This is a genomic window from Paraflavitalea devenefica, from assembly GCF_011759375.1.
GTDB lineage: Bacteria > Bacteroidota > Bacteroidia > Chitinophagales > Chitinophagaceae > Paraflavitalea > Paraflavitalea devenefica.
Genome location: NZ_JAARML010000002.1, coordinates 1181879 through 1198789 on the forward strand (window position 1 = coordinate 1181879; position 16911 = coordinate 1198789).

The following is a 16911-nucleotide window of genomic DNA, read 5'->3' on the forward strand; positions in this document are numbered from 1 at the left end:
CGGATATACCAGGACTACTGTCTGTTACCCTGCCATTCACAATTGAACTTTAACCCGGAATAAGCTAATTATGAGAAAATTATTAACCTCCCTTGCATTCATCCTATTGTCTGTTATTATAGCCTCTGCCCAGGGCACGGTGACCGGTGCTGTAAAAGATAGTGTAGGCAATCCCATTGTGGGTGCCACAGTAGTTGTTAAAGGTGGTAATAGCTATGCCATTGCCGATGGTAGCGGACAATTCAGTATTACCACTAAAAAGATACCACCCTTTACGCTGCGTATTACAGCGGTTGGGTTTGCTGCCAAAGAAGTGGAGATTGCCGGCCTGGGCAGTCAGGTGGCCGTTGTGCTGTCGCACGATAACAGCCTCACAGAAGTTGTGATCACTTCCCGCCGCCGTATTGAAACAGCGCAGGATGTGCCTATTCCCATCTCTGTAGTGGGAGGCGCCCAGGTAGAAGCTACCGGCAACTTCAATGTGAACCGTTTAAAAGAACTGGTGCCTACCGTACAATTGTATTCCTCCAATCCGCGGAACACGACATTGAATGTGCGTGGTCTCGGTTCTACATTCGGCCTCACCAATGATGGTATTGATCCCGGTGTAGGTTTCTATGTGGATGGTGTTTACTATGCCCGTCCGGCCGCTACTACGCTCGACTTCATTGATGTAGAGCGGATTGAGGTATTGCGTGGGCCGCAGGGAACCCTGTTTGGTAAAAACACTACGGCCGGCGCTTTCAACATCACCACCCGTAAAGCCAGCTTTACGCCCGGCGCTTCCTTCGAGGCCAGCTATGGCAACTATGGATACCTGCAGGCCAAGGCTTCTGTTACCGGGCCGCTCATTAATAAAAAACTGGCAGGACGCCTGTCTTTTTCCGGCACACAACGTGATGGCTTGCTCTACAATGTAGCCACACAGAAACATACGAATGACCTCAATAACCTCGGCGTGCGCGGCCAATTGCTGTTTACGCCTACCGACAAAACTTCCATTACCCTTGCGGGCGATCTTTCGCGTCAGCGGCCCGACGGCTATGCACAAGTAGTAGCAGGGGTGGTGGTCACCAAGCGGGCAGCTTACCGGCAATTTGATCAGATCATCAAAGACCTCAATTATCAACTGCCCAGCCGGAATGCTTTTGATCGGATCATTGATCACAATACCACCTGGCGTTCGGGCAATGACCTCGGTGGTGTTTCGCTCAATGTGGATGTAAAGATTGGTAATGGTACCCTGACTTCTACCTCGGCCTGGCGCTACTGGAACTGGGACCCTTCCAACGATCGTGACTTCACCGGCCTGGCTGTATTGAGCTTATCACAGGCCACTTCAAAACACCAGAACTGGTCGCAGGAGATCCGTTATGCAGGTAATTTCTCTTCCAGGCTGAGCGGCGTTATTGGTGTTTTTGCCATTGGGCAGGACCTCAAGACCGATCCTTACCATATAGAAGAATCCGGCTCGGCACAGTGGCGTTTTTCACAAAGCACTACCAGTGATAAATGGAAAACACCCGGCCTCTTTGATGGATTCGGCATCAGGACCGTATCCAGGCTGAAGACTTTTGGCGGCGCCATCTTCGGCCAGATTGATTGGGCCATCACGGACCGCCTGCATGTATTGCCCGGCCTCCGGTTCAATTACGACAAGAAAGAAGTAGATTATGACCGGAAAACGTACGGCGGCCTGCAAACCGACGATCCTTCCCTGATCGCCCTAAAGAACCTCGTATATACCAACCAGGCCTTTACAGCCGATGTGGATGAGAACAACCTGTCGGGTCAACTGACCGTTACCTATAAAGCCACTAACAACATCAATGCTTTTGCCACTTACTCCACCAGCTACAAACCGGTGGGCGTGAACCTGGGTGGTTTACCTACGTCCAACGGCGAGGTAATGACCGAACTGGCGCAGATCAAACCTGAATATGTAACCCATTTTGAAGTGGGATTAAAAACCAAACCAACGCCCAATTCCATCGTGAACATCGTATTCCATCACACAGATGTGAAAGATTATCAAACGCAGGTGCAAACGGCAGAGGTGGGTGTGAACCGTGGTTACCTGGCCAATGCAGAGAAAGTACGGGTGTTTGGCGTTGAGTTGGATGCCAACATCACCCTTGGCCAGTATTTGTCCTTATACGGTGCAGCAGCTTATACTGAAGCGGAATATGTTTCCTTTAAGAATGCGCCTGTTCCCCTCGAAGAGACCGGTGGAGCATCAGCCTTCAAAGATATCTCCGGCGGCGATCTGCCCGGTATCTCCAAATGGGCAGGTTCACTCGGCGGAGAAGTTACGACCGGCCTGTCGAAAGCGCTTGGACATAGCGGTAAATACTTCCTTGGGTTCGATACCTATTTCCGTTCTTCATTTTCGTCCAGTCCTTCTCCCTCTCAGTACCTGAATATTCCGGGTTATGCGTTGGTCAACGGCCGCATTGGCTTCCGGGCATTGAATGGCCTTTCCTTTTTTGTATGGGGCCGCAACCTGCTGAACAGGGATTACTACGAACAACTGCTGCCGGCGGCCGGTAATGCAGGCCACTATGCAGGGGTGTTGGGCGATCAAAGGACCTATGGTATTACTTTACGTTATTCATTATAAGAACGTTTATTCCACCGCCTTTTTAGTGCTTATAACATACATTTTCCTGTCATATTCCCTGCCTGTTCAGGGTTTGTGAATATTTTAGTTATTTATAGCAAAAGAAACCTTATCTTTATAGGGTAATCGAGCTTTGCATCAGTAATCGTTAATTATCCTGCATTAGAACTTCGCATTTTAATTAGTCTCTTACTCCGTGCTTTCTCATTGTTTTTAATTTTAATTATTAAGAAATGAACATTTACGTTTCAAACTTAAGTTTCAACGTGCAGGATGAAGACTTAAGGGAATTTTTTGCTCCTTATGGAGAAGTAACTTCAGCCAAAATTATTACCGACAGGGAAACCGGCACCTCCCGTGGATTTGGATTTGTGGAAATGTCCGATGACGCAGCCTCTAAGAAGGCTATTGCTGAATTGGATGGCGCTACGGTAGAAGGCAGGACCATCAAAGTAATGGAAGCCAAGCCAAAAGAAGACAGGCCCCGCAGTAACAACCCTTTCCGCAACAGTGGCGGCGGCGGTGGTTACAACAATGGTAACAGCTACAATAAGAACAGGTATTAATATATTTGTCTTTATTCTGAGAAAGCCCCGCCAAAAGCGGGGCTTTTTTATGGAGATACAGCTACTCCACCATCACTTCTTTAAATGGCGACACCAGTTTCTTATACGGCGCTTCAAAAAATAGCTTCACAAAGTCAATCCCTTTCATAGCTACCCTGGCCCCATGACCATTATTGTGCACGATCAGCACCTGCGCATTGGGCATCGTACGTTGAATGAGCCTGTTATAGAAGGGTGGGCACCAGGGATCTGCATCCCCCGCTGCCAGCAGGGCCGGCACGTTGGAGTACACCGGTGTTTTAGCAACAGGCGGTTCCGGCTTCACCTGCCAGCAATCACATATAGCATGGTTTACATTATTGAAAGGATGACCCGCCAGCCAGGGTAGCAGGGTATCCTGTTTTTTGACCAGGGCCTTATTGGCATACGCAATCTGTTCTGAACAATAGATACTGTACCGCATACCGGCGGATAATGAGTTGTTATCGTTGAAAATGCCATTCAGTTTTTCTTTCACATAGGGCGCATGATTGCCATTGATCAGTTCATTCATCACGAAGGGTACTGTTTTTAACTGCCAGTTATTAATACGGTCAATCACTGCATCAATCAGCTCATTTTTGGTGTATTGGATGGTAAGGGTATCAGTGCTCCCTTTTTCCAAATAGCGTATACTAAAGCGCTTGCCGGCAATAGCCGTGAAATATTGACGGAACCGTTCTCTTAGTCCGGCATACCGGGGATCATGCGTGGAATCAGTTTCGCAATTATCAAACACTTTATTCAGGGCTTCGTTGAAACTGAACAACGCATGTTCTTCATAATTCACATAACCGGGCAGGGGAGAGTTCAGGAATAATGCTTTGACGGCTTCGGGGTGGTTGCGGGCTACCGTAAGCATCAGTCCGCCGCTGTAAGAAATGCCAAATAACCGGAGGGAATCCAACTTTAGCGCTTTGCGCAGGTCGTTAATATCAGCAGCGCTTTCGATCGTAGTATAAGCAGAAAGGTCAATGCCCTGCGCTGCCAGTCGCTTCCGGCATTCTTTTACTGCTATTAGCTGCAGACTGTCTTTGGAGAGGTTCTCCCGGTAAGCCCTTTTCACGGCTGTTGCCACTTCGGGACAATCCAGGCAGGGCTGTGACTTTTTAGTGCCCCGCTGGTCAAAAATGAGGAAGCCGCCAAACTGAAAGAAATCAGAGTTATACCGCAGGCTGTCAAAATTACCAATCGTACTATAGCCGGGGCCACCGGTCGTGTACAATAGCACATTCTTCGTGGAATCCATCCCCGGCTTGCGGGCAAATACAAAAGGTACTTTGATGGTGCGGCCGCCCGGCTTCTGCCGGTTCTCCGGCACCACCAGGTAACCACAGCGGGTGATCAATCCCGGTGCTGTTTTGATCATACAGTCGCAGGGTTCAATCCTGGGTACATAACCCTGAGCAAAAGAGGAAATACTTAAGCCGATCAATAGAAGGGCAAAGAGAACAAGTGTTTTCATGTGCTATTACTTTTCTGCTGGCAAATTAATAGAGGCGGCTAAGGTAGGAAAGGTAAAAAACGGACAATCTTATAAACCGGCAGTAGTAATCCGCCGGCCGGTAAACCTGACTACATCTTTATAGAAATGGCTCATATCGTAATAACCATAAGCAGCGGGGGAAAATGCTGTTTTATGGGTGATATAGTCAGTCAGGGCTGTCCTGGCCCGCATAGTGGCAAAGAAATGTTTGGGGCTGGCGCCAATCACCTGGGTGAAATACCGGTAGAAGGTTTTCTCCGTCATATATTGCCGGCTGGCCAGCTCATAGTTATTCAATTGCATGCCCGATGCACAGAAGGCCTCAATCGTGTCCTGCACACATTGCAGGTAATGCAGCCTTTCGCGATTGTGCAGCAGCTTGTCCAGTAGAAAGCTTTCCAGTAAGCGCATCCTGCTGTCAAAATTATCCAGCCGTTTCAGTTTGTGCAACAGTGTATCGGGGATTACCTCGTTTACATTGATCACAGCAGCACCGATCTTTCTTTGGGGGATACCGAAGATGGCTTCAAAGCCACCGGGATTGAACTTCACCGTGAATATATTATCGGTGGGCAGGTTACGTCTTTCCACAATCGCGCTCCTTAATAATAGCACATCGGTATCTTCATCAACCAGGTGCACCTGGTCTCCCTGCTTCAGGTGATAAGGAGTGCCCAAATTGAGCCAGATGGTAGGCGTGTAGCTGGGGAACATCTTTACTGTGAAAGGGGCTTCCCCTACATAATGACGCATGGCCTCCGGCGAAGTCTCGGAGAAAAATTCAATATGCGCCGCCAGTTCAGGACAGGGCAGTTTAAACTGGTACAGCTTCCGGATATTGTCGAAGATTTCTACCATACTCATCTACAGACAACAAAACAACGGAATTGTTTCGACATAAAATAATAGCCGGCGCCCGCCTCGAACCATGAATGACAATCCAAACAAAGAAATGGACACCCGTCCGGGAAGAAAAATGTAAACCCCTTGATATTTATAAAGATAGGGATAGCACAGGAAGGGCATCCCATAGAAAACCAGTATATTGCCAACAACCGTAAACTGCTCCTTTTGCCGCCGCACCCAAACAACAACAATCCGGTTGCCCGGATGCCCGATGAAGTTACGTTGGTAAGTCTCGCCGCCGGTGGAGACCAATTGGCATACGGCCGTCTGTATACTTACTATTATCCCCAGTTGTACAATTCGCTCTCCTTCATGGCGCAATCACATGAGGATGCACAGGAGATCATCCATGAAACCTTCCTCAAGATCTGGAAGGGCAGGGATACGCTCGCCTTTGTCCGGTCGTTCGAAGACTATGCTTATACGATCGCCAAAAACCTGCTCTTTAACCAACTCAAAAGAAAAAAGATCAACCAACGGGTCATGCAATCCCTTTCTGATCAATCCATCAGGAACACAGGCTCATCACCCGACCAGGAATACCTGTACAAGCAATATTATCAAACAGCCATTGCTGCTATCAACCAGCTCTCTGCGCAGAAGCAGCGGATATTTCTGTTGCGTACACAGGAGGGCCTGTCGCTGGAGGAGATCGCTCAGGAAATGGGCATTAGTGTTTCGGCTGTAAAAAAGCACCTGTATGCGGCCTTTGATTCGGTGAAAGAAGCCCTCCGGCAAAACACAGGCGACGCGTTGGTCCTGCTTCTATTATTTTTTTATTAAAAAAAGTAGCACTTCGGGGTATCCGTTTTATTTCCTCAGTTGTCAGTAACAAGCCGAATATATGGAAGATGCAAAAATCATAGTGCTGATGCAAGGCTACCAGGCCGGTACGCTCTCCGAAGAAGAGGCCATTGCCTTCTTTCAATGGTATAGCCAGGCCAGCCTGGAAGAGTTTAACCGCATCTTTTCCCAATACAACGGGCCGGACGCATTGCCGGCCTACCCGGATATGCCCGATGAATTCAGGATGCAACTGGAGCAGGCCATTCGCGATCATGAAGCGAATGAGCAGCAGGCGCGTGTGGTGCCACTATTCCGCCGTTACCGGTGGGGATGGGCGGCCGCCATTATCCTGTTAATAGGAGTGGGGGGATATCTCTTCTATCAAAGCCGGCAACCCGATGCAGCAGCCATCGTGAACAAATACCAGCCCAATGATGCAGCGCCGGGCACAACGAAAGCCGTATTGACACTATCAGATGGCCGCCAGGTTACCATCGACACGGCCCAGTCTGGCCAATTGGCGGTACAGGGCAAAACGATCGTGGAGCATGATCAGGGTGCTATTACTTACAACGGTAAAGGACAGGAGAAAACACCAAAATCAGCTCAGCAACCACTCTACAATACCCTCACTACCGGTCGGGGCGAGCAATCGCCTCCGCTGGTATTATCCGATGGGACCAAAGTATGGCTCAATGCTCTTTCTTCCATCCGCTTTCCGGTTGCTTTTACAGGCAACGTCCGGCAGGTGGAGATCACCGGCGAAGCTTATTTCGAAGTGGCGTCGGCGCTCTCTCCTGTTGAAGAAAGCAAAAAGATTGCTTTTATCGTCAACATAGTGACCCCTTCAGGAGATGGGGCGGCCGTAGAAGTAGTAGGCACACAATTTAACATCAATGCCTATCCCGATGAAATAGCTATAAAAACTACGCTGCTGGAAGGAAAGGTGAAAGTGTCACTTACCCAACCACAAACTACCAACTCGCAACCACAAACTTTACTTCCCGGCCAGCAAGCCCAGATTGTCAATAATCAATTATCAATAATCAATAATCCCAACATAGACCAGACCATTGCCTGGAAGAGAGGACTATTTGATTTTAACCGCGCCAGCCTGCAAACCGTGTTGAGACAATTGTCGAGGTGGTATGACATAGAAGTGAAATTTGAGGGCAATATACCGGCGCAAACCTTTCGCGGGAAGATGACGAGAGATCTGAACCTTTCCCAGGTAATCCAGGCCTTACAGGAAGTAGATGTCAAATTTCGAATAGAGGGTAAAACATTAATTGTTACTGCCCCTCAGTAATAGATCAATCAATACCACTAAACCTTTTCCCTGTTTTTAAGTTGCCAAACAAAAAACCGGATCCCGCTCGCAACGGGATCCGGCCGAAGTCTGGGTAACCATTTATTAAATAAAGTCCCGGCAGGACTGCTTATTCAATTCAATCACCCAAAACTTGTCCCGAAGTAATCGGGGCCATGCAAATGTATGCAATGTAAGGCTCTGTTTCGCCGGCAGGCGTGGAAAAGTCGCCACGGCTTCACCAAAACTCTGTTAGTGATGAAACTAACATCAATCTTATTATTGGGCGTCTGTTTACAAGTCTCGGCCCATGTACATGCTCAAACGGTCAGCTTTTCGGGGAAGAACGTACCCCTGGAAAAAGTATTTGCCGCTGTTGAAAAACAAACAGGGTATGTGTTCTTCTTCGATGAGGCGATACTCAAAGATGCCCGGCCTGTTACCATCAGCGTAGAAAATGATCCGCTGCCGGTATTCCTGAACCGGGTGCTGGACGCGCAGCCGTTTAAGTTTTCTTTTCAGAACAAGACCATCATCATTTCACGCCGTGAGATCATGCCGGCCCGGACAGACACGATACCCCGAGTATCGGCTCCGCCCGTTTTAACGGGCTTCGTGATGGACATGGGTGGTTCGCCGCTGGCAGGAGCGTCTGTTACGATCAAAGCAACCGGTAAAAGCACCATTACCGATGGCAGGGGCGTATTCTCTATGCCAATGCCTGCCGCAAAAAGCAAGGTCATCTTCAGTTATGTAGGGTATAAAACCCGGGAGATAATACTGGCGGAAGATCAGCAGCAAGTAATCATCCAGTTGGCGGTAGCCGTCAATGTGCTGGATGAAGAAGTGGTGCAGGCGTATGGAAGCACAAGCCAGCGACTCTCGGTGGCTAATATTGTAAAAATATCCGGAGAGGAGATACAAAAACAGCCGGTCATGAATCCCCTGCAAGCCCTCAATGGAAGGCTGCCTGGCGTATCCATAACACCTGTCAACGGATACATCAGCGCCCCGGTGAAAGTGGAAGTAAGAGGCCGGAATACAATTAATCCGTTGCTGGTCGCTGATCCCCTGTATGTAATTGACGGGGTACCGCTGACCATTCTCGACATCAATGTTTCCTTTAGCCCCAGCAGCTATAAGAACGGGTCTACCGGTTTCTTCCAGGCAGGCCTGATATCTAATACCCAGGGACAAAGCCCGCTGTTCAGCATCAACCCGGCGGATATCGAGAGCATCTCCGTACTGAAGGATGCAGCCGCCACCGCCATTTATGGTTCACGAGGCGCCAATGGCGTGATCCTCATCACCACCAAAAGAACAAAGCCCGGGAAGACCAGGTTGAATATCAATGTGCAGCAGGCTATCAGCACAGCTCCCCGCCATTGGGACATGCTCAATACTTCAGAATACCTGCAAATGCGCCGGGAGGCCCTGAAAAATGACGGCCTGGCCCCCACCGTTGCCAATATACCCGAACTGGCCTGGGATACGACACGGTATACAGACTGGCAGAAGGAATTGTGGGGTGTAGCGAAGAGTACAGGGGTAAACATCGGTTTATCGGGTGGTGACCGTAATACCTCTTTTAACCTCGGAGCAGGCTACGACGAGAGCCAGGACATTACCACCATCAGTGGAAAAAACCAACGGGTCAGCATCTCTACCACCATCTCCCACCGTAGTCCTGACCAGAAATTAACGGTTGATCTCAAGGCCTTGTACGGCTATACCTATGTGAAGGCTATTAGCAATCCCAACGCGATCGAGCTTGCACCCAACGCGCCGTCTATTTTTAATGAAAAAGGCGACCTGAATTATGCAGAATGGAATGACGCCGGGTTAGGCAATGAATTTCCCTTTTCCTCCCTGCTTACTCCTTCCATCAACAGCGCCAATTTCATTAATGCGGGCTTGCGTATCAGTTACAACCTTTTCAAGGGATTCAACCTGAGTGTCAATGCCGGTTACAACAATACCCAATCCAACACGAACACGTTTAATCCCATGGCTGCCCAGAATCCTGCCGGCTTCCGTTCAGGGATTGCCAGTTTTGGCAACGCCAGTGGGAATAACTGGAACATCGATCCCCAGGTGAATTATACCTGTTATATCGGAAGTGGCAGGCTGGAGCTCCTGGCCGGCGGTTCCTATCAAAGTACAGCCTCCAGGGGAACTACGCTGGTGGGGCTCGGCTATACCAACGATATTTTGCTGCAATCCATTTCCAATGCTGCTTTTTTCAGTTCCGGGCAACAGGCCTCCCAGAAGAAATATGCCAGTATACGCGGACGGGTCAACTATAACTGGCTCAATAAATACATCCTGGAGCTCACCGGCAACCGCGATGGTTCTTCCCACTTTGGTCCCGGCAGGCAGTTTGGTAATTTCTGGTCGGCTGGCGCAGCGTGGATCGCTTCGGAGGAGGCATGGGCAAAACGACTGCTGCCTTCCTGGTGGAGCCTTTTCAAGCTCAATGCCAGTTATGGTGTAACGGGTGGCGATGGGGGCGGCGCTTACCAGTACCTTTCCCAATGGAGAGTGCCTGTAATATATGGTGCAGCGCCTAATTATAATGGCATTGTGCCTATGACGCCCTACAATGCCATGAACCAGGATTACCAATGGCAGGAGAACCGGAAAATCAATGCCGACCTTTCACTCGGATTCCTCGATGACAAGGTCATCCTCACTGTTTCCTGGTACCGTAACCGCTGTAACAACCAGTTGACAAGTATTCCTACGCCTGCTTATACCGGCTTCACCTCGGTAGTGGGCAATTCGCCCGCCAATGTAGAGAACACCGGATGGGAAGGCAGTATCAGTGCAAGACTGGTAGAAACGAAAGCTTTTTCCTGGACGTTCGGCTTTAATATCGGTATTAACCGGAATAAACTGCTGAGTTATCCCGACTTTGAATTCTCTCCCTATTACACGAGCCAAAAAATAGGCGCCTCCCTCAATACCATTTACCTGTTTCACTACCTCGGCATCAATCCGCAGACCGGTGCGCGCAGCTATGAAGATTACAACCATGATGGCGTGATCAGCCAGTCCCCGGGCGCACCGCCGGCTACAGGTATGGATGACAGGTATGTTCCGATGGACATTACCCCGAAATACATTGGTGGGTTCTCTCACCAGTTTTCCTATAAGCGCTTTATGCTAAGCTTGTCGGGTACTTTCAAAAAACAAATGGGGGCATTGCCTTATTCGGGCATCGCAGGAGCGAGGGGTAATATACCACAGGATGTTTTCAATAGCCACTGGCAACAGCCGGGCGATCAAACCATCTATCCAAGGTTCACCACCTTCTCCGTACTAAGCAACACCCGGTTTGGCCAATCAGATGGTGCTTACGTCGACGCCTCTTTCCTGCGGTTAACCTCCCTGGAATTTGCTTATTCATTACCCGAAAAAGTCTGTAAAAAACTACGCATGCAGGGGCTCAGTCTCTCGCTCAATATGAGCAATGCATTGACCATTACCGGTTATCCGGGTATTGACCCGGATGTTACATTCGGAAGCATGCCGACACCAAGAGTCATTGCAGGCAGGATATCCTTTAACTTTTAACGCTAATCTATATGCCCAGTCAGTCAAGAACGAACCTACTTATAGGCTTCAGCATGATCATTGGCCTGTGCCAGTTGTCGTGCAGGAAAATGGTCACCGTGCCGCAACCGATCAACAGCATTACGACCACCCAAATGTTTGAAAGCGATGACCAGGCAAAAACCGCCATGGCCGGCGTTTATACCCTGATGATCAACGGTGGGTTGAATTTCAGCAATGGCTACACCACCCTTCTTACAGGCATGTCGTCTGATGAACTATTCTATTATGGAGCGGGCGATGCGCACATCTTTTCCTTTACCCCCAACCGGTTATTGTACAACAATAGTTATACCAGCGATGTATGGACCAGTGCTTATAAGACCATTTACAATGCGAACGCAGTGATTGAAGGGATTGCAGCTTCAACTGCCTATACACTCACCGATCCGGTGCGGAAAAGGCTTACGGCCGAGGCGCAGTTTATAAGGGCGTTTTGTTATTTCTACCTCGCCAACCTGTATGGTGATGTGCCGCTGGTGCTCACGGTAGACTTCAATAAAACCCGCTACATGACCAGGACGCCGGTAAACCAGGTATATGAGCAAATTGTCAAGGACCTTACAGCAGCGCAGTCGGTATTGGAGCCGGAGCCTGCTGAGGAAAGGATCACCCCCGGTAAATGGAGCGCTACGGCGATGCTGGCAAGAGTATACCTCTATACCCGCGACTATGCCAAAGCCGCTGCACAGGCAACCGCCGTTATTGACAACGCTTCGTTGTTCAGCCTGGAAAGCAATCCGAATAACGCATTCCTGATCGCCAGCAAGGAAGCCATCTGGCAATTAAAGCAGGGCATCACGGACCCTACTTACCTGAATATGACCACGGAGGCCTATAATTTATGGCCCTCTCTCTGGCCGAATGGAATAGCGAGATATTGCCTTACAGAATCCCTGTTGAATGCCTTTGAGCCGGGCGACAGCCGCCGCAATGCCTGGCTAAACAGCTCTACCAATAATGGCGCCGGCCTTTATTATTATCCTTATAAATACAAGCTGGGGCGCCACAATGGTGCACAAAACGTAGCCTCCACGGAGTACTATATGGTGCTTCGCCTGGCGGAGATGTATTTGATCCGTGCTGAAGCTGCAGCAAATGGCGCCACCGGTGGCGCCGCTGCCGCGATTAGTGACCTGAATGTGATCCGTACACGGGCTGGACTGACGGCATTACCTGCTTCCTTAACCGACGAGCAGGTAATGGCCGCCATCGCCCAGGAAAGGCGGGTGGAATTGTTTGCTGAATGGGGGCACCGCTGGCTCGACCTGAAACGGACCGGCAAGGCGCATGACGTACTCTCTGCTATGCCTGCCAAGCAGCCCTGGGAAGGCGACTATCAATTACTCTATCCCATCCCGGATAAGGAGATACGGATCAACCCCCGGCTACAGCAAAACCCGGATTACTTGAATTAATAAAAAGGCTAGTGGTGAATGGCAAGTAGCGAGCGGGACGAGTAGGTCCACTAGCCACTAGCTATTCACTACTAGCCCTAAAAAAGCAAATCATCATTTATGAGAAATATACTTTTTAGATATTTGCCAGCATGGGTGCTCATAGGCACAGTGTTGTCCTGTTCCAAACAAACGGCCACGCCTACAGCATCCCTGACACTGATCAATGCCATACCAGGCAGCACACCTTCCCTGGTGACCAACTTCAGTGGCGCCTCCCCAATCACGTGGTATAAAAATGCGCTAAAGCTGGTATATGGTACGTCTACCAATACCAACCTGGCATTGGCCTACCAGGGCGAACAAAAGCTGGCCATCTACCGTTTCCCCGATACCACCGCCCACAGTACGCCCTTATTCAATCTTGACCTGCATTTGCAGCCGGGCAATATCTATAGCCTCTTCCTGACGGGCACACTCACGGAGCCGGATACCTTGTTTACTACCGATGTCATTCCCTACTATCCTTCTTCCGACAGCAGTGTAGGGATCAGGTTTGTCAATCTTTCACCTGGCAGCAGTCCTGTTAGTATCAACATCGCCGGTATGCCGGATGGTTCGGAAGTGGGCAGCCTGACCTATAAAGGCATCACCGGTTTCAAAAAGTATCCGGCTACTGCCGCCAGTGCCAGCAAATACCCGTTTGAGTTCCGGGATGCGGCCACCGGTACCCTGTTGGGGAGTTTTGATGTGACCGGAATAAACGGGCTTGCCAGCAACACACGGCGCTTCCGGAATTTCACCTTGGCCTTTATGGGGTTGCCTGCCGACGCCACCACCCGGAAAATAATACTGATCGAAGCTTTCTTCGCCAATTAAGTAACCTCTGATACAAATTCTTAATCATAAAACTTACAATGCCTACTATATTAAAGGTTGAGCGGCTCTCGCACAAATACAGTAGTAACTGGGCTATCCATGATATCAATTTTGAAATCGGTCAGCATGGCGCCGTAGGTCTCCTGGGATCAAACGGCGCCGGCAAGTCTACTACCATGAACATCATGTGTGGTGTATTGAACCAAACAGAAGGTCATGTATACATCCAGGGCGTGGACATCCGGAAAGAACCGGAGCTGGCCAAGCGGGAGATCGGCTTCCTGCCACAGAATCCGCCTTTATATACAGATCTTACCATTGACGAATACCTCACCTATTGTGCGGAATTACGGCTCATGGCAAAAGATAAGATCAAAGGAGCGGTAGAAGAAGCCAAAGAGCGTTGTGGTATTGCGCACTTCAGCACCCGGCTTATTCGTAACCTGTCGGGCGGTTACCGTCAGCGGGTAGGCATTGCACAGGCCATCATCCATAAACCCACACTGGTGGTGATGGACGAGCCGACCAATGGACTGGACCCTAACCAGTTGATAGAGGTGAGAAAACTCATCAAAGAGATCGCCCGGGACCATGTAGTGCTGATCTCTTCCCACATACTGTCGGAAATACACCTGGTTTGTAAAGACGTGATCATGATCGAGGCAGGAAGGATCGTATTCTCAGATTCCATGAACGCCTTCAACGACTATATACAACCGCATAGCTTGTTGATCCGGATGGAAAACCCGCCCACCGCAGCCGAACTGCTGACTGTGCCCGGTGTTACGAAAGTGGAATTCCTGACCGACCGGCAGGTGCGGGTTTACTTCAGCAGCGACGAAGAAATTTCAGAAAGGCTGGTGGCTGCCAGTGTGCAACACGGGTGGAGGCTCCGGGAGATTAGCCTGGACAAGGGCCTGCTCGATGACGTTTTCAAACAACTATCCAATCAACCGCATTAATAAATCTTATTTACCCAGATGAAGCTGACATTCAAAATTGCGAAGACAGAGCTTCGTAATCTCTTTTACTCTCCGGTAGCCTGGTTCCTGGCGATTGCCTTTATGGTGCAGTGTGGCTATTTCTATACCAATGCCTTATACGGTACTGCCAAATGGCAGGATCTCCTGCTCCGGAACAGGCCCGACTTCAAGGACTTTGGTCCTGTTTCCTTAACCAACAGGATCTTCCTGGACCGCGATGGCATCTTTACCATAGCCCTGCAGAATCTATTCTTATTTGTACCCTTGCTTACCATGGGGCTGATCAGCCGGGAGATCAACAATGGCACCATCAAGCTACTGTATTCCTCTCCCGTTAAAATACGCCAGATCGTATTGGGAAAATACCTGGCCATTATGCTGTACAACCTGCTCCTGTTGCTCATTGTCGGCACTTTTATGGTAGCAGGGGCTTTCAATATCCGGTCGGTGGATTATGGGCTTCTTTTATCGGCAGCAGTGGGTTTCTATTTGCTCGTATGCACTTATTCAGCCATCGGATTGTTCATGTCCAGCCTCACCACTTACCAGATCGTATCGGCCATCGGCAGCTTTATCCTCATTTTCGTCCTGAGCCGTATTGGTGGCCTGTGGCAGAAAATTGATTTTGTAAGAGACCTTACCTGGTTCCTCTCACTCTCGGGAAGAACGGGAAAAATGTTAGAGGGACTGCTCATCTCCAGGGATATCATCTACTTTGTGGTCATCGTGTATATGTTCCTGGCGTTTACATTACTCAAACTGGGAGGGGCGCGGGAATCCAAGCCCTGGTATGTGAAGGCGAGGGGGTATGCAGTTGTAATGGTAGTGGCATTAGGGATTGGTTATCTCAGCTCACGGCCTATGTTTACAGGCTATTGGGACCTGACTGCCACGCAGGACAATACCATCCATCCCAACACCCAGCAGATCATTAAAGAACTGGGCAAAGAGCCGATGGAAGTGACGCTCTATACCAACATGACCGGCAACGGAGTAGACAGAGGGTTACCGGAAAATCGCAATGCCTACTTATCGGGTTTGTGGGATCCCTATATTCGTTTTAAGCCAGATATAAAGTTTAACTACGTCTATTACTATGATTATGACAGCAGCATAGATGGTGGTGCGTTGCGTAAAAACTTCCCCCGCAAGAGCGTTAAGCAGATAGCGGAACAACTGGCGGATGTATATGATGTCAACCTTTCCCGGTTCCAAACGCCGCAGGCCATCCATAAAAAGATTGACCTGCTGCCGGAAAATTACCGGCTGGTCATGCAGTTAAAGTACAAAGGACAGACCACTTTCCTCCGCACTTATGACGACAATATATTCTGGCCGTTCGAACAACATGTGGCCGCATCGCTTAAACGGTTGTTACAGGCTAAAATGCCGAAGATACTTTTTGTGACCGGCGACCTGGAGCGCAGCGTTTACAAAAACGGCGAACGGGAATATAGTCTGCACACGATTGCCAAAGGCTTCCGTTTCTCCCTGATGAACCTGGGTTTTGATGCAGATTCGATCTCATTAAATACCAGCAACATTCCTCCGGATGTAACGGCGCTGGTGCTGGCCGATCCTAAAACAGCACTGAGCGATACCGCATTGGCGAAGATCAAACAGTATATTGATCAGGGCGGCAACATGCTGATACTGGGTGAGCCAGGCAAACAGCAGATGTTGAATCCCCTGTTGCAGCAACTGGGCGTTCAGTTGATGGATGGCATCCTGGTAGAGCCCTCCAAAGACGAGATGCCGCACATGGTGACGCCTTATATAACACCAGCCGGAAGTAACCTCGCAGATGAGCGGGAATTGCTGCAGCTAAGAAAGAGAGTCGACACTTTGAAGGTGCTTATGCCGGGCGCCACCGCCATCGCTTACGCTTCCCAGGGAGCTTTTACCATCAACCGTTTGTTGATGACCACCGGGAAAACCTGGCTAAAGGCAGGCAAACTGGTAACAGATTCCGTACCTCCTGTGTATAGCCCGGAAGAAGGCGATATCAAAGGAGCATTCCCCACCGCCATTGCATTGACCCGGCAGGTGAAGGACCGGCAACAGCGCATTATTGTTTGCAGCGATGCCGATCTCCTGAGCAATCTGCGGCAGGGTGGTGGTTTCCTGGGCAGGGCACTCTATAGCTGGCTGGATGAAGGAAAGTTTCCCATCTATACGCCCAAGCCCGATCCAAAAGATAACAAACTGAAGGTTACGTCGGCGGGCGTGAAAACACTGCAGACAGTATTTGTTTGGGTGCTCCCGGCCCTGATGCTACTATTGGGCGCTATACTCTTAATCAGGCGTAAAAGAAAATAAAACAGG

General features: G+C 49.6%; 11 protein-coding genes. 9 read left to right on the forward strand and 2 right to left on the reverse strand.

The window, feature by feature from the left end; all coding sequences use genetic code 11:
- The first annotated feature begins 70 nt into the window (after positions 1-70).
- Both HB364_RS14240 and HB364_RS14245 read left to right on the forward strand, forming a co-directional pair.
- A complete protein-coding gene (locus tag HB364_RS14240) occupies positions 71-2620 on the forward strand; it encodes a TonB-dependent receptor (RefSeq protein WP_167288719.1) in 2550 nt (849 codons plus the stop codon).
- Positions 2621-2853: 233 nt separating this feature from the next.
- On the forward strand, positions 2854-3186 hold the full coding sequence (locus HB364_RS14245) for an RNA recognition motif domain-containing protein (protein ID WP_167288721.1): 333 nt from the start codon (positions 2854-2856) through the stop codon (positions 3184-3186).
- A gap of 61 nt (positions 3187-3247) precedes the next feature.
- On the opposite strand, the gene HB364_RS14250 is transcribed toward HB364_RS14245, so the two are convergent.
- On the reverse strand, positions 3248-4690 hold the full coding sequence (locus HB364_RS14250) for an alpha/beta fold hydrolase (protein ID WP_167288723.1): 1443 nt from the start codon (positions 4688-4690) through the stop codon (positions 3248-3250).
- A 69-nt stretch (positions 4691-4759) separates the two neighbouring features.
- Entirely contained in the window at positions 4760-5575 is an 816-nt protein-coding gene (locus HB364_RS14255; protein WP_208419953.1) for an AraC family transcriptional regulator, read from the reverse strand.
- 123 nt (positions 5576-5698) lie between these two features.
- On the opposite strand from HB364_RS14255, the gene HB364_RS14260 reads away from it, so the two are divergent.
- From HB364_RS14260 to HB364_RS14290, 7 genes are all read left to right on the forward strand, one after another.
- Complete coding sequence (locus HB364_RS14260) at positions 5699-6400, forward strand: RNA polymerase sigma factor (RefSeq protein ID WP_167288725.1); 702 nt, start codon at positions 5699-5701, stop codon at positions 6398-6400.
- Positions 6401-6461: 61 nt separating this feature from the next.
- Positions 6462-7712, forward strand: coding sequence for a FecR family protein (locus HB364_RS14265; RefSeq protein WP_167288727.1), 1251 nt, complete (start codon positions 6462-6464; stop codon positions 7710-7712).
- Between the two features lie 258 nt (positions 7713-7970).
- Complete coding sequence (locus HB364_RS14270) at positions 7971-11288, forward strand: SusC/RagA family TonB-linked outer membrane protein (protein WP_167288729.1); 3318 nt, start codon at positions 7971-7973, stop codon at positions 11286-11288.
- 11 nt (positions 11289-11299) lie between these two features.
- Positions 11300-12745 carry a RagB/SusD family nutrient uptake outer membrane protein gene (locus HB364_RS14275; protein ID WP_167288731.1) on the forward strand — a complete coding sequence of 482 codons (1446 nt, stop codon included), beginning with the start codon at positions 11300-11302 and terminating at the stop codon, positions 12743-12745.
- A 99-nt stretch (positions 12746-12844) separates the two neighbouring features.
- Positions 12845-13603: a DUF4397 domain-containing protein gene (locus tag HB364_RS14280; RefSeq protein WP_167288733.1), complete on the forward strand. Its 759-nt coding sequence runs from the start codon at positions 12845-12847 to the stop codon at positions 13601-13603.
- Between the two features lie 38 nt (positions 13604-13641).
- On the forward strand, positions 13642-14565 hold the full coding sequence (locus tag HB364_RS14285; protein WP_167288735.1) for an ABC transporter ATP-binding protein: 924 nt from the start codon (positions 13642-13644) through the stop codon (positions 14563-14565).
- 18 nt (positions 14566-14583) lie between these two features.
- The gene (locus HB364_RS14290; protein WP_167288737.1) at positions 14584-16905 is read left to right on the forward strand and encodes a Gldg family protein; all 2322 of its coding nucleotides are present in this window, start codon (positions 14584-14586) and stop codon (positions 16903-16905) included.
- Positions 16906-16911 lie beyond the last annotated feature (6 nt).